Source organism: Patulibacter medicamentivorans, from assembly GCF_000240225.1.
In the GTDB taxonomy this organism is placed as follows: domain Bacteria; phylum Actinomycetota; class Thermoleophilia; order Solirubrobacterales; family Solirubrobacteraceae; genus Patulibacter; species Patulibacter medicamentivorans.
In genome coordinates this window covers 1-16834 of record NZ_AGUD01000009.1, presented here as the reverse complement: position 1 = coordinate 16834, position 16834 = coordinate 1, and the positions used below count along the sequence as shown (strand labels likewise).

General features: G+C 76.0%; 18 protein-coding genes and 1 pseudogene. 16 read left to right on the top strand and 3 right to left on the bottom strand.

Annotated features, from left to right (window positions below):
* Together PAI11_RS26710 and PAI11_RS01440 are read right to left on the bottom strand one after the other, a co-directional pair.
* Window positions 1-288 (bottom strand): annotated as a pseudogene (locus PAI11_RS26710) (hypothetical protein); the annotation flags it as partial.
* A 146-nt stretch (window positions 289-434) separates the two neighbouring features.
* On the bottom strand, window positions 435-1367 hold the full coding sequence (locus tag PAI11_RS01440; protein ID WP_007570067.1) for a glycosyltransferase: 933 nt from the start codon (window positions 1365-1367) through the stop codon (window positions 435-437).
* Window positions 1368-1456: 89 nt separating this feature from the next.
* Between PAI11_RS01440 and PAI11_RS26705 the strand changes: the two genes are divergently transcribed.
* Both PAI11_RS26705 and PAI11_RS01430 read left to right on the top strand, forming a co-directional pair.
* Window positions 1457-1741, top strand: a complete 285-nt coding sequence (locus PAI11_RS26705) for a hypothetical protein (RefSeq protein ID WP_007570065.1) — start codon at window positions 1457-1459, stop codon at window positions 1739-1741.
* 115 nt (window positions 1742-1856) lie between these two features.
* Window positions 1857-2486: a non-canonical purine NTP pyrophosphatase gene (locus PAI11_RS01430; RefSeq protein ID WP_007570063.1), complete on the top strand. Its 630-nt coding sequence runs from the start codon at window positions 1857-1859 to the stop codon at window positions 2484-2486.
* Window positions 2487-2501: 15 nt separating this feature from the next.
* Here the strand turns inward: PAI11_RS01430 and PAI11_RS26700 are convergent, their stop codons facing one another.
* On the bottom strand, window positions 2502-2642 hold the full coding sequence (locus tag PAI11_RS26700; RefSeq protein ID WP_007570060.1) for a hypothetical protein: 141 nt from the start codon (window positions 2640-2642) through the stop codon (window positions 2502-2504).
* A gap of 327 nt (window positions 2643-2969) precedes the next feature.
* Here PAI11_RS26700 and PAI11_RS27980 point away from each other — a divergent pair, with 327 nt between their 5' ends.
* The 14 genes from PAI11_RS27980 to PAI11_RS01360 all read left to right on the top strand — a co-directional run.
* Window positions 2970-3245 (top strand): HU family DNA-binding protein, encoded by a 276-nt coding sequence (locus PAI11_RS27980; protein WP_007570058.1) that lies wholly within the window; start codon window positions 2970-2972, stop codon window positions 3243-3245.
* A gap of 52 nt (window positions 3246-3297) precedes the next feature.
* The gene (gene pyrF, locus PAI11_RS01420; RefSeq protein WP_170320670.1) at window positions 3298-4245 is read left to right on the top strand and encodes an orotidine-5'-phosphate decarboxylase; all 948 of its coding nucleotides are present in this window, start codon (window positions 3298-3300) and stop codon (window positions 4243-4245) included.
* 102 nt (window positions 4246-4347) lie between these two features.
* Window positions 4348-4653, top strand: coding sequence for a LysM peptidoglycan-binding domain-containing protein (locus tag PAI11_RS26690; protein WP_007570055.1), 306 nt, complete (start codon window positions 4348-4350; stop codon window positions 4651-4653).
* 47 nt (window positions 4654-4700) lie between these two features.
* Window positions 4701-5951 (top strand): D-alanyl-D-alanine carboxypeptidase family protein, encoded by a 1251-nt coding sequence (locus PAI11_RS01410; protein WP_007570053.1) that lies wholly within the window; start codon window positions 4701-4703, stop codon window positions 5949-5951.
* A gap of 49 nt (window positions 5952-6000) precedes the next feature.
* Window positions 6001-6993: a 1-phosphofructokinase family hexose kinase gene (locus PAI11_RS01405; protein WP_007570051.1), complete on the top strand. Its 993-nt coding sequence runs from the start codon at window positions 6001-6003 to the stop codon at window positions 6991-6993.
* Between the two features lie 83 nt (window positions 6994-7076).
* Window positions 7077-8225: a GuaB3 family IMP dehydrogenase-related protein gene (locus PAI11_RS01400; RefSeq protein ID WP_007570049.1), complete on the top strand. Its 1149-nt coding sequence runs from the start codon at window positions 7077-7079 to the stop codon at window positions 8223-8225.
* An 82-nt stretch (window positions 8226-8307) separates the two neighbouring features.
* Window positions 8308-9969, top strand: a complete 1662-nt coding sequence (gene guaA / locus PAI11_RS01395; protein ID WP_007570048.1) for a glutamine-hydrolyzing GMP synthase — start codon at window positions 8308-8310, stop codon at window positions 9967-9969.
* Between the two features lie 7 nt (window positions 9970-9976).
* A complete protein-coding gene (locus PAI11_RS01390) occupies window positions 9977-10495 on the top strand; it encodes a hypothetical protein (protein WP_007570046.1) in 519 nt (172 codons plus the stop codon).
* A gap of 69 nt (window positions 10496-10564) precedes the next feature.
* Window positions 10565-10999, top strand: coding sequence for a 50S ribosomal protein L13 (rplM, locus tag PAI11_RS01385; protein WP_007570044.1), 435 nt, complete (start codon window positions 10565-10567; stop codon window positions 10997-10999).
* A 314-nt stretch (window positions 11000-11313) separates the two neighbouring features.
* Entirely contained in the window at window positions 11314-11853 is a 540-nt protein-coding gene (gene rpsI, locus PAI11_RS27975; RefSeq protein WP_425280452.1) for a 30S ribosomal protein S9, read from the top strand.
* A gap of 39 nt (window positions 11854-11892) precedes the next feature.
* The gene (gene glmM / locus PAI11_RS01375) at window positions 11893-13230 is read left to right on the top strand and encodes a phosphoglucosamine mutase (RefSeq protein WP_007570040.1); all 1338 of its coding nucleotides are present in this window, start codon (window positions 11893-11895) and stop codon (window positions 13228-13230) included.
* Window positions 13231-13272: 42 nt separating this feature from the next.
* Window positions 13273-14880, top strand: a complete 1608-nt coding sequence (locus PAI11_RS01370) for a bifunctional ADP-dependent NAD(P)H-hydrate dehydratase/NAD(P)H-hydrate epimerase (protein ID WP_007570039.1) — start codon at window positions 13273-13275, stop codon at window positions 14878-14880.
* A 10-nt stretch (window positions 14881-14890) separates the two neighbouring features.
* Window positions 14891-16045 carry an alanine racemase gene (gene alr, locus PAI11_RS01365; protein ID WP_007570038.1) on the top strand — a complete coding sequence of 385 codons (1155 nt, stop codon included), beginning with the start codon at window positions 14891-14893 and terminating at the stop codon, window positions 16043-16045.
* Window positions 16046-16133: 88 nt separating this feature from the next.
* The coding region (locus tag PAI11_RS01360; protein WP_138974042.1) for a tRNA nucleotidyltransferase/poly(A) polymerase-related protein at window positions 16134-16834 on the top strand (701 nt) is incomplete at its 3' end.

Genomic DNA, 16834 nt, shown 5'->3' with positions numbered 1-16834 from the left:
GGGCGTCGCCTCGGCGCCGCTTCCGGCCTCGGCGGGGACGTCGGCCGCGCTCGCGGCGACCCCGGCGTCGGCGGGAACGTCGGCCGGCGAGCCCTCGCCCTCGACGCTGGCGGCCGGCGCCGGCTCGGCCGTCTGGTGCACGCGGGTCGGCGCCTCGCTCTCGGCGGGCGCGTCGGCGGTGGGGACGGCGGGCTGCAGCGTCGTCGGCTGCTCCCCGGCGGCGCCGGGGGTGACCGACGGCTCGTCCCTGCCGCGCCGCGGGATGATCCGGTCGAACAGGCTGCTCATGAGAGGGTGGGGCCGGAGGCGGGCGCACCCCTGACGGAGGGTGCCGGACCGGTCCGCGGCCGCAGTCTAGCGGCGCGACGGCGTTCGTCCGCCAGCTCTCCGCCAGGCGCGGCGAGCGGCTGCTCGGCCGGGCGCCGGCGGTCCGGTCACCCGTCGGCCGGCGGGAGGATCGACCGCCAGGCATCCAGCAGCCGCCGGGCGTAGACGTCGGTGCCGTGCTCGCGAGCGACCGGGCCGCCGGCCACGCGCGGGTCGTCGGCGGCGAGGTGGGGGGCGAGCGCGGCCGCCCAGCGCTCGCGATCCCAGGGCGCGCAGAGGCACCCCGGGACCCGTCCGACGGTCTCGGCGTGGGCCCCGGTCGGGGTCGCGAGAACCGGCACGTCGCAGGCCAGCGCCTCGACCGCGGCCAGCCCGAAGCCCTCGTGCTCGCTCGGGATCACGACCGCGGTGGCGGCGTTCAGCCAGGCGCGCATCAGGGACGGGGGGACGCCGCCGAGGGTCCGCAGCGGCAGGCCGGCCGCGGCGGCCAGCTCGCGGGCCCGGTCGACCCGCTTGACCCGCCGGTCGGGACCGTAGGGGAAGAGCAGGAACCGCTCGTCGGGCGGCAGGCCGAGGGCCTCGCGGGCCTCGGCGCGCGGCAGCGGCCCGAACCGCTCGAGCGCCAGGCCGACCGGCAGCGACCGCGCGCGGCGGTGGAACGGGCGCGGCAGCAGCGCCCGCAGGTCGTCGGCGGCGAGCCCGATCAGCGCCTGGGTCGGGAGTGCCGCGACGGTGATCGCGCGGCTGCGGCGGTGGCGCAGGTCGCGCCCGTGGAGGGTCACCGCGCGGCGCCGGGCGCGGACCGCGAGCGCCGGGACGATCGTCAGCCCGAAATGCGCGTGGACGATGTCGTAGCGCTGCCCGCGGTGGCGCTCGCGCAGCCCGCGAGCGGCGGCCCGGTAGCCGCCGGGGGCGAACTCGTCGAGCAGGACGTCGACCTCGCCGGTCCGCCGCAGGGCCTCGACCTGATCGCGGACGAAGCCGCCGCGCTCGGGGTGCTCGGCGTCGGGCGCCATGTTCGACACGACCAGGACGCGCATTCGGTGCTGATTCTGCACGGTCTGCCCCTGGAGTCGTCACAGGGCCCTCGCGGACGATCGGCAGCACGACCAATCGACCCGGAGGATCCATGTCCGCCATCGCCGTTCCCCGCACCGCCGCGCCGGTGCCCGCCACCGTCTCCGGCGCCCTCGCCGCCCGCGCCCACCACCGCGTCCTGCGGCTCCACGACCGTGCCGTGCGACTGCGCGAGGAGCGTGGCCAGGGCACCGTCGAGTACGTCGCCCTGGCGATGCTCGTCGCGGCGCTGATGGCCGGCGTCGTGCTGGTCGCCGGCAAGGCCGGCGGCGCCGACATCGCCAACGCGATCGCCAGGAAGATCAAGGGGGCGATCGACGGCGCCGGCAAGCGCTGAGGATGGCGACCGGCCGCAACCGGGGCCTCGGCCCGGATCCGTCGATCCGCGGGCGCCTCGCCGCCGGTGGCCGGCGGATCCGTGCTGGGCCCGGATCCGCCCCTAGCATGGGCCCGTGACCGCGCCGCACCGCTCCTCCGCCCAGCCCTCCGCCGACCGCTCGCTGCTGCTGGCGACCCGCAACGCCCACAAGGCCGAGGAGTTCGCGGTGCTGCTGGCGCCGTGGACGGTCGACCCGCTGCCCGAGGACGTGCGACTGCCGCCGGAGACGGGCAGCACCTTCGCCGAGAACGCGCTCGGCAAGGCGCGGGCGGCCGCGGCGGCCAGCGGCCGGCTGGCGTTCGGGGACGACTCCGGGATCCAGGCCGCGGCGCTCGACGGGGCGCCCGGGGTCCGCTCGGCGCGGTTCGCGGGCGAGACGGCGACGGACGCCGAGAACCTGGAGAAGCTGCGGGCCGCGGTGCCGCCCGGAGGCCAGCTCGCCTACGTCTGCGCGATCGCGATCGTCGATCCCTCCGACGGTGCCGAGCACGTCGTCGAGGGGCGCTGCGGCGGCCGCATGGCCGACGCTCCGCGGGGCTCCGGCGGCTTCGGCTACGACCCGATCTTCGTCGCCGACGACGACCCGGCGGGACGCACGATGGCCCAGCTGCGGCCCGAGGAGAAGGCGGCCATCTCGCACCGCGGACGGGCGGTCAGCCTGCTCCGTGCGTGGCTCGCCGAGCGGCCGGATCCCCAGTCGTGACGGGCGATTCCGTCGCTAGCGAAGGTTGATCGCGGCCGACAGCCCGACCGCGGTCGTGATGCCGGCGTAGCCCATGTAGCCGCCGATCGCCAGCAGCAGGGCGGTCAGCGCGCAGGCTGCGACGACGACCGACCAGGCGATGCGCTCGAGCGTCATGACCCGACATCCAACCAGGTGCGCCGCGGGCCGGCGCGGCAGGCCGTGGCGCGCCCCTCGCGGACGTCCCGCCGACGCGGCTCCGGTCGACCTCGGCGAGGCGCCTCCGGCACCCCCGGCTCCCGGTCGCCCGTCCAGCTCGCGAGGGGACCGCAACGCGTTCCGTCCTGTCCTATGGGCACACTGCCGCCGTCCGCCCAGTGTCCATCGGGCGTTGGGCGGTCCGTCACCTCGTCAGTTGCGAGGGGCGAACAGGCGCGCGGGCCGTCCTGGCCCGCTGATAGCGTCGGTTTCCGACCACGGCACGCCCCAATAGGAGGAGCGGAAGTGACCACCAAGGCAGAGTTCGTCGATCTCGTCGCAGCGAAGGCGGGTCTCGGCAAGAAGGACGCCCAGGCCGCCGTCGACGCGTTCCTGGACACCGTCACCGACGCGCTCTCGCGCGGCAGCGACGTGACCTTCTCGGGATTCGGCAAGTTTTCCGTCGCCGAGCGCAGCGCGCGCAAGGGCATCAACCCGGCCACCGGCCAGCAGATCGACATCGCGGCGAAGAAGCTGCCGAAGTTCACCGCGGGTGCCGCGCTGAAGAAGTCGGTCGCCTGATCTCGATCGGTCGATGCACGTCTGAGGGCTCGAGAGGATGTCGAGCCCTCAGATGAGCGCTTCGATGGCGGCCGACGTCCAGCCGGCTCCCCCATTCGGGGACCGGCTGGCGTCTGCTGTCCGCCGACGCGAGAGCGCGATCGTGGTCGGGCTGGATCCCGACCCGGCGCGCCTCTGGCCCGGCGGCAGCCCGCTTCCCGGCGACCTCGCCCCGGCCGACGCGGCCGCGGCGGCCGTCGCCGACCACTGCCGACGCGTCCTCGACGCCGTCGCCCCGGCCTGCGTCGCCGTCAAGCTCCAGAGCGCGAGCTTCGAGCGGCTCGGCGCCCCCGGGCAGGAGGCGCTCGCCGCCACCGTCGCCCACGCGGGCGACCTCGACCTGCTCGTCCTGCTGGACGCCAAGCGCGGCGACATCGACGTCTCCGCCGCGTCCTACGCCAACGCCGCCTACGGCTCCACCGCCACGCCCTGGGGCCCCGTCGCCGGCACCGGCGCCGACGCCGTGACGGTGGCGCCCTACATGGGCCGCGACAGCCTGCGCCCGTTCGTGACGCTCGCCGCCGACCGCGGCGCGGGGACCTTCGTCCTGGTCCGGACCTCGAACCCGGGGGCCGCGGACCTCCAGGAGCTGCTGCTCGCCGACGGCGAGCCGGTCTGGGCCCACGTCGCCCGGATGGTCGCCGAGATCGGCGCCGAGCCGACGTCGGCGGCGCCCGGCGCCACGCTCGACGCGGTCGGCGCCGTCGTCGGAGCGACCGCGCCCGAGCGGATCGCCCGCCTGCGCGAGCTGATGCCGCGAACCCCCTTCCTGCTTCCCGGCGTCGGCGCCCAGGGCGGACGCGTCGAGGATCTCGCCCCGGCGTTCGCCCCCGGACCCGGCGGCGCGCTGATCACCGCCTCGCGCTCGATCGTCGGCGCCGGCGCGGCCGCCGGCGGCGACCCGGCCGCGGCCGCGCTGCGGGCCGCCGAGGCGCTGCGGGCGACGGCCGCCGCGCTGTAGGTTCGCGGACGTCGTGCTGACACCGTGTCCGACAGACGCCGTCGTTCGTGTACGCCCTCTGCGGGCTCCGTCCGCCGCGGCGGACGCCTATCCTGACGGGCGATGCCGCCGCGCAGCCCCTTCCGCTTCATCGCGCCCGGCGCCCTCGTGGCGATCGTGGTCGCGGTGCTGCTCGTGGTCAGCGGCAGCAGCGGCGGCGACAGCGCCCCCGAGCGCGGGGATGGCAAGCCGGCGGCGGAGAAGACCGCCAAGGGCCCGAAGCGCACCTGGTACCGCGTCCGCTCGGGGGACAACCTGAGCGCGATCGCCCAGGACCACGGCCTGACGGTCGACCGGCTGCTCGAGCTGAACCCCGAGATCGACCCGCAGGCGATCCGGGCCGGCCAGCGCCTGCGCCTGCGCCGCTGAGGCGCCGGTTCCCGGCCCTCCCGTCCCACCCCTCCGTTCCCCGTTCCGTGATCGTCCCCCGTTCCTCGCGCCACGTCGGCGCTCGTCGCCCCGCGACCGCCGCCCTCGCGGCGCTCGCGCTGCTGGCGCTGCCGTCGGCGGCCGGCGCCGCCGACGCCCCGCCCCGGATCCAGGCGCCGGCGGCGATCGCGGTCGAGGTCACGACCGGCGACGTCGTCTTCGCCCGCCGCGCCGACGAGACCCGCCCGATCGCCTCGACGACGAAGCTGATGACGGCGCTGCTGGTGCTGGAGTCCGGGCCGACCGACCGGCAGATGCCGATTCCCGCCTACTCCGGCTCGGCCGCCGAGTCGCTGGCCAACCTCCACGCCGGCGACCGGATGACCGTCTCCGACGTCCTGACCGGGATGCTGCTGCCGTCCGGCAACGACGCCGCGGTCGCGCTGGCCCGCTTCGTCGGCGGCTCGGTTCCGCGCTTCGTCGAGCGGATGAACGACCGGGCGCGCCAGCTGAAGCTGAAGGCGCGCTTCCGCAACCCGATCGGGCTCGACGCGGCCGGCCACCGGGCGAGCCCCGCCGACCTCGTCAAGCTGACGCTGCTGCTGCGCCGCTACCCCGAGTTCCGGCGGATCGTCGACCGCCGCTCGGCGCGGCTGACGTCCGCCTCGCCGCCGATCACGGTCGTCAACCGCAACCGGCTGGTCCAGAGCGTCCCCTGGGTCGACGGGGTCAAGACCGGGCACACGCGCAAGGCCGGCTACGCGCTGGTCGGCTCCGGGCGACGCGGCGGCGTCTCGGTGATCACGGTCGTCCTCGGCGATCCCTCCGAGGACGCCCGCGACGCCGACAGCCTGGCGCTGCTGCGCTACGCGATCGGCCGCTACCACCGGATCCTCGCGCTCCGCGAGGGAGCGGTCGTCGCCCGTCTGCCGCTCCGCTACCGCGACGAGCAGGTCCAGATCGTCGCCGCCTCGGACGTCCGCCGCGTCGCCCGCCGGGACGAGCGCGTGACGACCCGGGTGGTCGGCCTGCCGAGCGACGTCGAGGGGCCGCTGGCCGCCGGCACCCGCCTGGGCACGATCGAGGTCGTCCAGCGCGGCCGGGTCGTCGCGCGGGTCCCGGCGATCACGCGCACCGCCGTCGCGCAGGCCACCGTCTGGCAGCGCGCCGACGACGAGCTGGGCCGGCCGATCATCCAGTTCCTGCTGGTCCTGGCCGCGCTCTGCGCCGGCGCCCTGGCCTGGCTGCTGCGCCGCTCCCGCCGGACCCACGGAGCGGCCGACGGGGTCGTCTCGTGATCGCGATCGGCGAGCGGCGCCGCGCCGCGGATAGCGTGGAGGGCCGATCATGATCATCACGGTCACGCTGAACGCCGCGATCGACCGGTCGCTGGTCGTCCCCAACATCCGGCTCGGGCACCGCCATCGCGCGGTCGAGCAGACGACCCTCGCCGGCGGCAAGGGCGTCAACGTCGCGCGGACGCTGAAGACGCTCGGCCAGCCGGTGATCGCGACCGGCTTCGCGGGCGGGGCGACCGGGACCCGGATCGTCGAGCAGCTGACGCGCGAGTCGATCCTCAACGACTTCGTGCGGATCAACGACGAGTCGCGCACCAACACGGCGGTCTTCGACCCGACCAGCGGGATCCAGACCGAGATCAACGAGAAGGGCCCGCGGGTCGACGAGCGCGAGCTGGAGCTGTTCCGGGACAAGCTCCTGTACCTCGCCCGCGGCGCCGACGTCGTGGTGATGGCCGGCTCGCTGCCCCGCAACGTCCCCGACAGCGTCTACGGCGACCTCGTCAAGGAGCTGCACCGGATCGGCGTGCGGGTCTACGCGGACACCGACGGCGAGCCGCTGCGCCACGTCCTCAAGGCCGAGGTCGACGCGGTGACCCCGAACCAGCTGGAGGCCGAGGAGGTCATCGGCCACGAGTTCACCGGCGACGAGGACCGCGCGCTGGCGATCGGCGAGCTGCTCGACCACGGCGTCCGCGAAGCGGTGATGACGCTCCAGGACGGCTGCGTCGCGGGGGTCCGGACCGACGGCAACGGCGGCGGCATGGCCGGCGCCCACCCGCCGTCGGTGCGCCTGCTGCGGGCCCGGATCGAGCCGCGCGAGACGGTCGCCCGGATCGGCTCCGGCGACGCCTTCCTGGCCGGCCTGGTGGCCGCCCGCTACGAGCGCCGGTCCGACGAGGAGGTGCTCCGCTACGCGGTCGCCTGCGGCGCCGACGCGACCCAGCGGCTCGGGGCCGGCCTGGTCGATCCGCGGCAGGCCGAGCGGCTGGTCCACGAGGTCGAGATCGAGCAGATCGAGCTGCCCGACGGCGACGACTGACCTCGGGGCCCGGCCGCCGTCGCGGTCGCGTCGCGCGCACGCCCGCACGACGTGGATCCGGCGGCTGCGCGATCCTTCACGGCATGGAGATCGAGATCGGGCGGGGCAAGAAGGCCCGCCGCGCCTACGGCTTCGACGAGATCACGATCGTCCCCTCGCGACGGACGCGCAATCCGGACGAGGTCGACGTCTCCTGGAAGCTCGGTCCGTACCGCTTCGAGCTGCCGCTGGTGGCGTCGCCGATGGACGCGTCGATCTCGCCGGCGACGGCCAAGGCCGTCGGTCGCCTGGGCGGCCTGGCGGTGCTCGACCTCGAGGGTCTCTGGACCCGCCACGAGGACGCCGACGCGCAGCTCGAGGCGCTCGCCGGGCTGGAGGGCCCGGCCGCGATCGCCCGCCTGCGCGAGCTGCACGCCGCGCCGGTGGTCCCGGAGCTGATCGAGCAGCGGATCCGCGAGATCAAGTCCGAGCCGGGCGTCGTCGTGGCCGGCTCGCTGACGCCGCAGCGGGTCACCCGCCACTACGAGACGGCGCTCGAGGCCGGCCTCGACGTGCTGGCGATCCTCGGCACGGTGGTCAGCGCCGAGCACGTCGCCGAGCGCGGCGACGCCGAGGTCCTGAACCTGAAGCAGTTCATCGCCCAGGTGCCGGTGCCGGTCGTCGTCGGCGGCTGCTCCAGCTACCACACCGGCCTGCACCTGATGCGGACCGGGGCGGCCGGCGTGCTGGTCGGGGTCGGGGCGGGGCGCGGCTCGACGGTCCGCCGGGTGCTCGGCCTGGGACTGCCGCAGGCGACGGCGATCGCCGACGTTGCCGGCGCCCGCTCGACCCACGTGCTGGAGACGGGGGAGTACGTCCAGGTGATCGCCGACGGCGGCATGCGGACCGGCGGCGACATCGCCAAGGCGATCGCCTGCGGCGCCGACGCGGTGATGCTCGGCGCACCGCTGGCCCGCGCCGACGAGGCTCCCGGCCGCGGCTGGCACTGGACGCCGGCGGCCGCCCACCGCGACCTGCCGCGCGGCGACCGCGTGCGCGTCGGCGCGGTCGGCCCGCTCGAGCAGGTGCTGCTCGGCCCGGGCATCGACGGCTCGGGCACGACCAACCTGATCGGCGCCCTGCGGCGCTCGATGGCGACCTGCGGCTCGCTCGACCTGGCCGAGTTCAACCGCGCCGAGATCGCGGTCGCCCCGGCGCGCGAGGGCGCGCAGCCGGGCTCCCAGGCGGGCTGACGCCGGGCACGCCGGCCCCGAGCGGCGGGGGATGCGATCCTTACGGATTCCCCTCGCCTCGCCACCACGACCGAACGTGCCCGTGACCGACACCTCCACGCCCCCCGAGACGCCCCTGTCGACGCGCAGCGACGTCGACGAGGTCGTCGTCCTGGACTTCGGCGGCCAGTACAGCCAGCTGATCGCCCGCCGCGTCCGCGAGTGCGGCGTCTTCAGCGAGCTGCTGCCCCACCACGTCGGCGCCGCCGAGGTCCGGCGTCGCAAGCCGAAGGGCGTGATCCTCTCCGGAGGGCCCGCGTCGGTCTACGCGCCGGACGCCCCGCCGCTCGATCCCGAGCTGCTGAACCTCGGGGTTCCGGTGCTGGGCATCTGCTACGGCATGCAGCTGCTCGCGCGCGAGCTCGGCGGCCGAGTCGAGTCGGCCGAGGTCGGCGAGTACGGCCGCTCCCAGCTGACGGTCCACGAGCAGGGCACGCTGCTGCGGGGCCAGCCCGACGAGCAGCCGGCCTGGATGAGCCACCGCGACACGGTCTACTCGCCGCCCGAGGGCGCGACCGCGCTCGCCAGCTCGACCAGCTCGCCGGTCGCCGCCTTCGAGGACGCCGACCGCGGGCTGTACGGGATCCAGTACCACCCCGAGGTCGTCCACACCCCGTACGGCCAGCAGACGCTGATGACGTTCCTGCGCGACGTCTGCCACTGCGCGATGGACTGGTCGGCCGCCAACATCGCCGAGGAGCAGATCCGCCTGATCCGCGAGCAGGTCGGGGACGGCAAGGTCATCTGCGGCCTCTCCGGCGGGGTCGACAGCTCGGTCGCGGCGCTGCTGGTCCACCAGGCGGTCGGCGACCAGCTGACCTGCGTCTACGTCGACCACGGCCTGATGCGCAAGAACGAGACCGAGCAGGTCGAGCGGACCTTCGGCGAGCACTTCCAGGTGCCGCTCGTCGTGGTCGACGCGAAGGACCGCTTCCTCGCCCGGCTGAAGGGCGTCACCGAGCCCGAGGCCAAGCGCAAGGCGATCGGCGGCGAGTTCATCCGGATCTTCGAGGAGGAGGCGCTGAAGCTCGCGGTCGGCGCCGGGGCGGAGGGCGTCGAGGGCGCCGACGTCAAGACGTTCGGCGAGGTCAGCGCCGCGGGCGGGGACACCGGGGCGAAGTTCCTCGTCCAGGGCACCCTCTACTCCGACGTGATCGAGTCCGGAGGCGGCACCGGCGCCGCGACGATCAAGAGCCACCACAACGTCGGCGGCCTGCCCGAGGACATGACCTTCGAGCTGGTCGAGCCGCTGCGCGCGCTGTTCAAGGACGAGGTCCGCGCCGTCGGGACCGAGATCGGCCTGCCGGAGCGGATGGTCTGGCGCCAGCCGTTCCCGGGGCCGGGGCTCGGGATCCGGATCGTCGGCGGCGAGGTCACCGAGGAGAAGCTCGACCTGTTGCGCGAGTGCGACGCGATCCTCCAGGAGGAGGTCCGCGCCGCCGGCCTCTACCGCGAGCTGTGGCAGAGCTTCTGCGTGCTGCCCGACGTCCGCACGGTCGGCGTCCAGGGCGACGAGCGGACCTACGGCTACGTGGTCGCGATCCGCGCCGTCACCTCCGACGACGCGATGACCGCCGACTGGGCGCGGCTGCCGTACGACCTGCTGGATCAGATCGCGACCCGGATGGTCGGCGAGGTCCGCCAGATCAACCGGGTGGTGCTGGACATCACCAGCAAGCCGCCCGGCACCATCGAGTGGGAGTGAGCGCGAGGTGAGCCGCGGCGCGGTCCCCGCGCCGGCTCGCGGACCCCGCGCCGCCGTCTACCTGGCGGGCGGCGCGGCGATGACGGTCGTCCAGGCCGGCGGCGACCTGACGCTGGGGCGCGTGCCGCTGGCGGTGGGGGCCTGCCTGCTGGCCTGCGCCGTGCTCTGCGGACGCCGCGACGGACCCTGGGGCGCGGGGCTCGTGCTGACCCTCGTCGGGCTCGGCGTGCTGGCCGTCGAGCGCGACTGGACGCTCGGCCTCGAGCTGTCGCAAACGGCCGGCGCGGCGGGCGGCGGCGCGGTCGGCCTGCTGCTGGTGCTGCTGCTCGACCGGCGGGTCGCGGTGGGGGTGCCGGGCACGGCGGTGGCCGTGACCGGTACAGTCGCGGTGCTGTGCTGGCGCGAGGATCTCCCCGCGCTCGGCCGGCCGGCCACCTGGGGCGTCTGGATGATCCTCCTGGGAGCCGTGAATCTGCTGCTGTGGGCACGGGATCGCGAAGTCCGGTCGGCCGGGCCGCGAAGGTGACCCACGGTTCGCTACCATCGTTCGCCGCTGCGCGCCATCCTGGGCTTGCGCACGACCTGAAGAAGAACCGTGAAGACCTACGTCGCCAACTCCGAGACTCGCGAGCGCGCCTGGTACGTCGTTGACGCCAACGGCCAGACGCTCGGACGCCTCGCCACCCAGATCTCCGAGCACCTGCGCGGCAAGCGCAAGCCGGAGTACACGCCGCACGTCGACACGGGCGACTTCGTCGTGGTCGTGAACGCGGAGAAGATCGCGGTCACGGGCAAGAAGCGCACCGACAAGCTCTACCACCGTCACTCCGGCTACCCCGGAGGTCTCTACACGCGGACCTTCGAGGAGCAGCTGGAGAAGCGGCCGGAGGAGATCATCCGCAAGGCCGTCAAGGGCATGATGCCCAAGAACCGACTGGCCCGGAAGCAGCTCACGAAGCTGAAGATCTACGCCGGCCCGGACCACCCGCACGTGGCGCAGAAGCCGCAGTCCCTGGAGATCACCACCTGATGGCTGACGACGCCGTGAACCCCGAGGAGACGCCGGAGGAGACCCCGGCGACCCCCGAGCAGCCGGAGGCCGTCGAGGCCGAGGTCGCTGCTCCCGCCGCCGAGGAGGCGCCGGCCGAGCCGGTCGCCGAGGAGGCCGCCGCTGAGCCGGTCGCCGAGGAGGCGCCCGCCGAGGACGCCGCCGCCGAGCCGGTCGCCGAGGAGGCGCCCGCCGAGCAGGCCGCCGCCGAGGAGTCCGACGACGACGCCGAGGACGAGGACGAGACGCCGCGCGTCAAGCCCGCGATCCCGGGCGCCGATCTCGAGGTCGACATCGTGCTCGAGGGCTCCGCGCGCAGCGGTGGCCAGCAGGACGAGTTCGGCTACTACGCCGAGGGCGAGGAGCCCTCTGCCGACGGCGAGTCCGCCGACGGCGACGAGGTCGACGCCGATCAGCCGATCGCCGACGTCACCATCGACCTGACCGCTGGCGCGCGCTACACCGCGACCGGCAAGCGCAAGTCGGCCGTCGCCCGCGTCATCCTGACGCCCGGCACCGGCGTGTACACCATCGGGGGCAAGGACCTCGAGACGTACTTCCCGCGCCACGCCCTGCAGCGCACGATCCGCCAGGCCCTCGAGGTCGTCGGCTACGACACGCAGCTGGACGTCACCGCCCGGATCCACGGCGGCGGGGTCAGCGCCCAGGCCGGCGCGCTCCGCCACGGCATCTCGCGTGCGCTGATCGTCGCCCAGCCCGGCCTCCGCGGCGAGCTGAAGAAGCGTGGCTTCCTGACGCGTGACTCGCGCGTCAAGGAGCGCAAGAAGGCCGGCCTCAAGAAGGCCCGTAAGCGCCCGCAGTTCAGCAAGCGCTAGTCGGCGCTGCTGCCAACCTCCGCCGGTTCCCGCGCACCCGTGGCACGCCTCTTCGGCACCGACGGCGTGCGCGGACCCGCCGGCACCGTCCTCACGGCCGAGCTCGCCCTGCGACTTGGCCGTGCGGCCGTTCTGGGGGGCGTCGCTCCCGATCCGGAGCGGCTCGCCCGCCCGCGCCTGCTGGTCGTGCGCGACACCCGCGAGTCGGGGCCGATGCTCGAGGCGGCGTTCGCCGCCGGCGCCGCGGCCAGCGGGGCGGACGTCCACCTGGCGGGAGTCCTGCCGACCCCGGGCGCCGCGCTGCTGGTGCGGTCGCTGGGGTTCGACCTGGCGGCGGTCGTCTCGGCCTCGCACAACCCGTTCGCCGACAACGGGATCAAGCTCTTCGGTCCGGACGGGCGCAAGCTGCCCGACGCGCTCGAGGAGCGGGTCGCCGCGCTGGTCGAGGAGGAGTCCCCCGACGGCGCGTGGGGGACCGACATCGGCCAGGTCACGCCGCTGCTGGGCGCCACCGAGGACCACCTGCGGGCGCTCGACGAGCGGTTCGCGGACCTCGACCTGCGTGGCCGCCGGATCGCGCTCGACTGCGCGCACGGGGCGACCGCCCGGGTCGCTCCGGAGGCGTTCCGCCGCCGCGGTGCCGAGGTGGTCGTGATCGGCGACGCGCCCGACGGCCGCAACATCAACGCCGGCGTCGGCTCGACCCACCCCGAGGCCCTCCAGCGGCTGGTCGTGGAGCAGGGCTGCGAGCTCGGCTTCGCGTTCGACGGCGACGGCGACCGGCTGCTGGCCGTCGACCACGAGGGCCGCGCCTCCGACGGCGACGAGCTGCTGGCGCTGATCGCCCTGCACCTGCGGGAGAGCGGCCGGCTGGCCGGCGGCGTCGCGGTGACGGTGATGTCGAACTACGGCTTCCACGCGGCGATGGACGCGGCCGGGATCGAGGTCGCGACCACGCCCGTCGGCGACCGCCACGTGATGGCCGCGCTCGCCGAGCGCGGCTGGAACCTCGGCGGCGAGCAGTCCGGCCACCTGATCGAGACCGGCTTCGTGCCGTCCGGCGACGGCGTCGCCGCGGCGCTGCTGGTGCTCGAGGCGCTCGCCGGCGACCGGCTCGGCGACCGCCGCGCGATGGAGCGGCTGCCGCAGGTGCTGGTCAACGTCCCCGTGGCCGATCGCGACGGGGCGATGGCCGACGCCGGCCTGGCCACCGCCGTCGCCGCGGCGGATGCCGCGCTGGCCGGCCGCGGCCGGGTCCTGGTGCGCGCCTCCGGCACCGAGCAGCTGGTGCGCGTGATGGCCGAGGCGCCGACCGAGGACGAGGCGCGCGCGGTCGTCGACGGGCTCGTGGCGGCCGTTCCCGGCCGCGTCGCCTGAGCGATCCCGCCGGCCGCTGGCGCGCCGACTAGGATCGCGGCGATGGCCTCCTCGCCGCCCGCCTGGCTCGACCCGCTGCCCGACGCCGCCGGGCTGCGGGCCACCGACGCCTGGGCGATCGGCACGGTCGGGATCCCCGGCATCGCCCTGATGGAGACGGCCGGCGCGCTGCTGGCCGACGCCGTCGTCGAGGTCGCGCCGCAGGGGCCGGTCGCGATCGTCTGCGGCGCCGGCAACAACGGCGGCGACGGGTACGTCGTCGCCCGGCTGCTGCGCCAGGCCGGACGGCGCGTGCGAGTCGTCTCGACGGTCCCCGACGAGCGGCTGAAGGGCGACGCGGCGCTCGCGCGCGACGCGTTCGGCGGGCCGGCCGATCCCTGGAGCGCCGCGGCGCTCGACGACGCGGCGGTGATCGTCGACGCGATCCTCGGCACCGGCGCGTCGGGTGCCCCGCGCGGCGTCGCCGCCGAGGCGATCGCCGGGATCGCCGCCGCGGCCGATCGCGGCATCCCGGTGGTGGCCTGCGACGTGCCCAGCGGCGTCGACGCGACGACCGGCGAGGTCGCGGGCGTCGCCGTCCCGGCCACCGCGACCGTCACCTTCCATGCCGCCACCAGCGGCCTCTGGATCGCTCCCGGCAAGGACCACGTCGGCCGCCTGCGGATCGTCGACATCGGGATCCCGCGTCGCGTCCGCGATCTGCTGCCGGTCCCGTCGACCGGCCTGCTGAGCGCCGCCGTCGTCGACGCGCTGCCGCGCCGCCGGACCGACGGCACCAAGTTCCGCTCCGGCCACGTGCTGATCGTCGGCGGCGCCCCCGGGATGACCGGCGCGCCGTGCCTGACCGCCCGCGGCGCGATGCGAGCCGGCGCCGGCTACGCGACGTTGGCGGTCCCGGCCGGCGTCGAGTCGACGGTCGCCGCGCGCGCGCCGGTCGAGACGCTGACGCTGGCGCTGCCGGCCGCGGACGACGGCGCGGTGGCGGCGACCGCCGCGGACGTGGTCCTCGAGCGCCTGCGGACGCGACGCGCGACGCTGGTGGTCGGCCCCGGGCTCTCCCGCGGACCCGAGCGCGACCGCCTGCTGCGGGCCCTGATCGCCGGCCACGACGGCGCGCTGGTGGTCGACGCCGACGGGCTGGCGGCGCTGGCCGGCGACCCCGAGGCGCTGCGGGCGAGGACGGCGAGCGCGACCCGCCCGACGGTGATCACGCCGCACGCCGGCGAGATGGCGCGGCTGCTCGGCGTCGAGCTGGAGGCCGTCGGCGAGCACCGCCTGGCCACGGTCCGCGACGCGGCGCGCCGGACCGGCGCCGTCGTCGTGCTGAAGGGCGACGACACGCTGATCGCGGCCCCCGACGGCCGCGTCGCGATCAGCCCCGGCGGCGCGCCCGGATTGGCGACGGCCGGCACCGGCGACGTCCTGGCCGGGGTCGTCGGGGCGCTGCTGGCGCGCGACGTCGAGCCGTTCACCGCCGCGTCCGCGGCGGTCTGGCTGCACCTGCGCGCCGGCCTGCGAGCGGCCGAGCAGCACGGCGTCGAGGGGACGGTCGCCGGCGACGTCGCCGAGGCGGTCGCGATCGTCCGTCGCGACCACGACCGGTCCGCCGCCGTCGCGTTGGACCGGGCCCCCGCCCGCGACGGCGGGTAGCGTTCGGCCGATGCGTGCCGTCGCCCGCGTCAACGTCGCCGCCATCGAGCGCAACGTCGCCCGCCTCCGCGAGCCGCTGGCGCCGGGGACGGCGCTCTGCGCCGTCGTCAAGGCGGACGGCTACGGGCACGGCGCGGTCCAGGCCGCCCGCGCGGCGCTGGCCGGCGGCGCCCGCTGGCTGGCGGTCGTCACGGCCGGCGAGGCGACCGCGCTGCGGCGCGCCGGGATCGACGCCCGGCTGCTGGTGATGGGGCCGCTGACCGACCCCGAGCTGGACGAGGCGCTGGATGCCGGCGCCGAGGTGGTCGCCTGGGAGCCGGCCGGCATCGAGCGGCTGCTGGCTCGTGGTCGTCCGGCGGCGGTCCACCTGAAGCTCGACAGCGGGATGGGCAGGCTCGGCCAGCGCGACCCCGACCTGGCGCGGCAGCTGGCGGACCGGATCGCCGGCGCGGCGCACCTGCGGCTGTCGGGTCTGATGACGCACTTCGCGACCGCCGACGACCGCGACGACGACTTCTTCGACCGTCAGCTGGAGCGCTTCGCGACCTGGGTCGAGCGGGTCCGCGCCGATCATCCCGACGTCGTCGTCCACGCCGCCAACAGCGCCGCGATCCTGCGCGACCCGGCCAGCCACTTCGACCTCGTGCGGCCGGGCGTGGCGATCTACGGGATGGATCCGTTCGGCGTCGACCCCGACGACCAGCGGCTGGAGCCGGCGCTGGAGTGGCGCAGCCGGCTGGTCTCGATCAAGCCCTGCGATCCCGGCGACAGCGTCGGCTACGGTCGCCGGTTCGTCGCCGACCGCGCGACCCGGATCGGCAACGTGCCCGTCGGCTACGCCGACGGCGTCCGCCGGGGCCTCACCGGTCGCGGCGCCGAGGTGCTGGTCCGCGGGCGCCGGGTGCCGTTCGCGGGGACGGTCTCGATGGACAGCATCGGGATCGACCTGGGACCGCTGGCCGACGGCCGGTCGGTGGAGGAGATCGACGACGCGGTGACCGTCCTCGGTCGCGACGGCGAGCAGCGGATCACCGCCGAGGAGCTGGCGCGGCTGCTCGACACGATCAACTACGAGATCACCTGCGGGATCGGCCCGCGGGTCCCGCGCCGCTACCACCGCGACGGCGTCCCGCTGGGCGGCGTCGAGGACGACCCGGGCCTGTGACCGGCCGCTGCTCCGGCCTCCGGCTCCCCGTGGCGCGCGGCGCGGACGGCCGCCGCGAGCGGCCGCCGACCCTGGCAGGGGCCGCTCGATGAGCGTCGACCGCGATCCGGGCCTGGCGCTGCTGCGCGAGGTGCTCGGCGAGGGACCGCCGGCGTGGCTGGTCGGCGGGGCGCTGCGCGAGCGCCTGCGCGGGCGGGCCACCGACGACCTCGACGTCGCGATCGAGGGCCCGGAGGCGGCCCGGACCGCGGCTCGGGCGCTGGCGCGGGCGGGTGATGGCCACGCGTTCGCGCTCTCGGACGCCTACGGCGCGTGGCGCGCGGTCGGGCCGGCACGCGACGGGGCCCTCGCCTGGCAGATCGACGTCACCCCGCTCCAGGGTCCCGACCTGGCGAGCGACCTGGCCGCCCGCGACCTGACCGTCAACGCGATCGCCGAGCCGGTCGCGGGCGGGCCGCTGATCGACCCGTTCGACGGCGCCGGCGACCTCGCGGCCGGACGGCTGCGGATGGTCGGGCCGGCCTCGTTCTCGGCCGACCCGGTCCGCGTGCTGCGGCTGGCCCGCTTCGCCGCCGAGCTCGAGGCGTCCGTCGACCCGACGACCGAGGCGGCGGCGCGGGTGGCCGCCCCGGAGCTGGCCGACCGCCCAGGCGAGCGGCTGCTGCCCGAGCTGGAGCGGGTGCTGGCGGCGGACGACTGGGCCCGCGGGATCGCGGTCGCCGAGGCCACCGGGGCGCTCGCGGTCCTGCTGCCCGCGGCGACGGGCCCCGACGGCGCCCTCCGCGAGCC

Excerpts from the sequence above, each read along its gene's own strand:
- PAI11_RS01440 (WP_007570067.1), bottom strand. The coding sequence starts at position 1,367 with ATGCGCGTCCTGGTCGTGTCGAACATGGCGCCCGACGCCGAGCACCCC.
- PAI11_RS26705 (WP_007570065.1), top strand. The coding sequence starts at position 1,457 with ATGTCCGCCATCGCCGTTCCCCGCACCGCCGCGCCGGTGCCCGCCACC.
- PAI11_RS26700 (WP_007570060.1), bottom strand. The coding sequence starts at position 2,642 with ATGACGCTCGAGCGCATCGCCTGGTCGGTCGTCGTCGCAGCCTGCGCG.
- pyrF (WP_170320670.1), top strand. The coding sequence starts at position 3,298 with ATGAGCGCTTCGATGGCGGCCGACGTCCAGCCGGCTCCCCCATTCGGG.
- PAI11_RS26690 (WP_007570055.1), top strand. The coding sequence starts at position 4,348 with ATGCCGCCGCGCAGCCCCTTCCGCTTCATCGCGCCCGGCGCCCTCGTG.
- PAI11_RS01405 (WP_007570051.1), top strand. The coding sequence starts at position 6,001 with ATGATCATCACGGTCACGCTGAACGCCGCGATCGACCGGTCGCTGGTC.
- PAI11_RS01400 (WP_007570049.1), top strand. The coding sequence starts at position 7,077 with ATGGAGATCGAGATCGGGCGGGGCAAGAAGGCCCGCCGCGCCTACGGC.
- PAI11_RS01370 (WP_007570039.1), top strand. The coding sequence starts at position 13,273 with ATGGCCTCCTCGCCGCCCGCCTGGCTCGACCCGCTGCCCGACGCCGCC.
- alr (WP_007570038.1), top strand. The coding sequence starts at position 14,891 with ATGCGTGCCGTCGCCCGCGTCAACGTCGCCGCCATCGAGCGCAACGTC.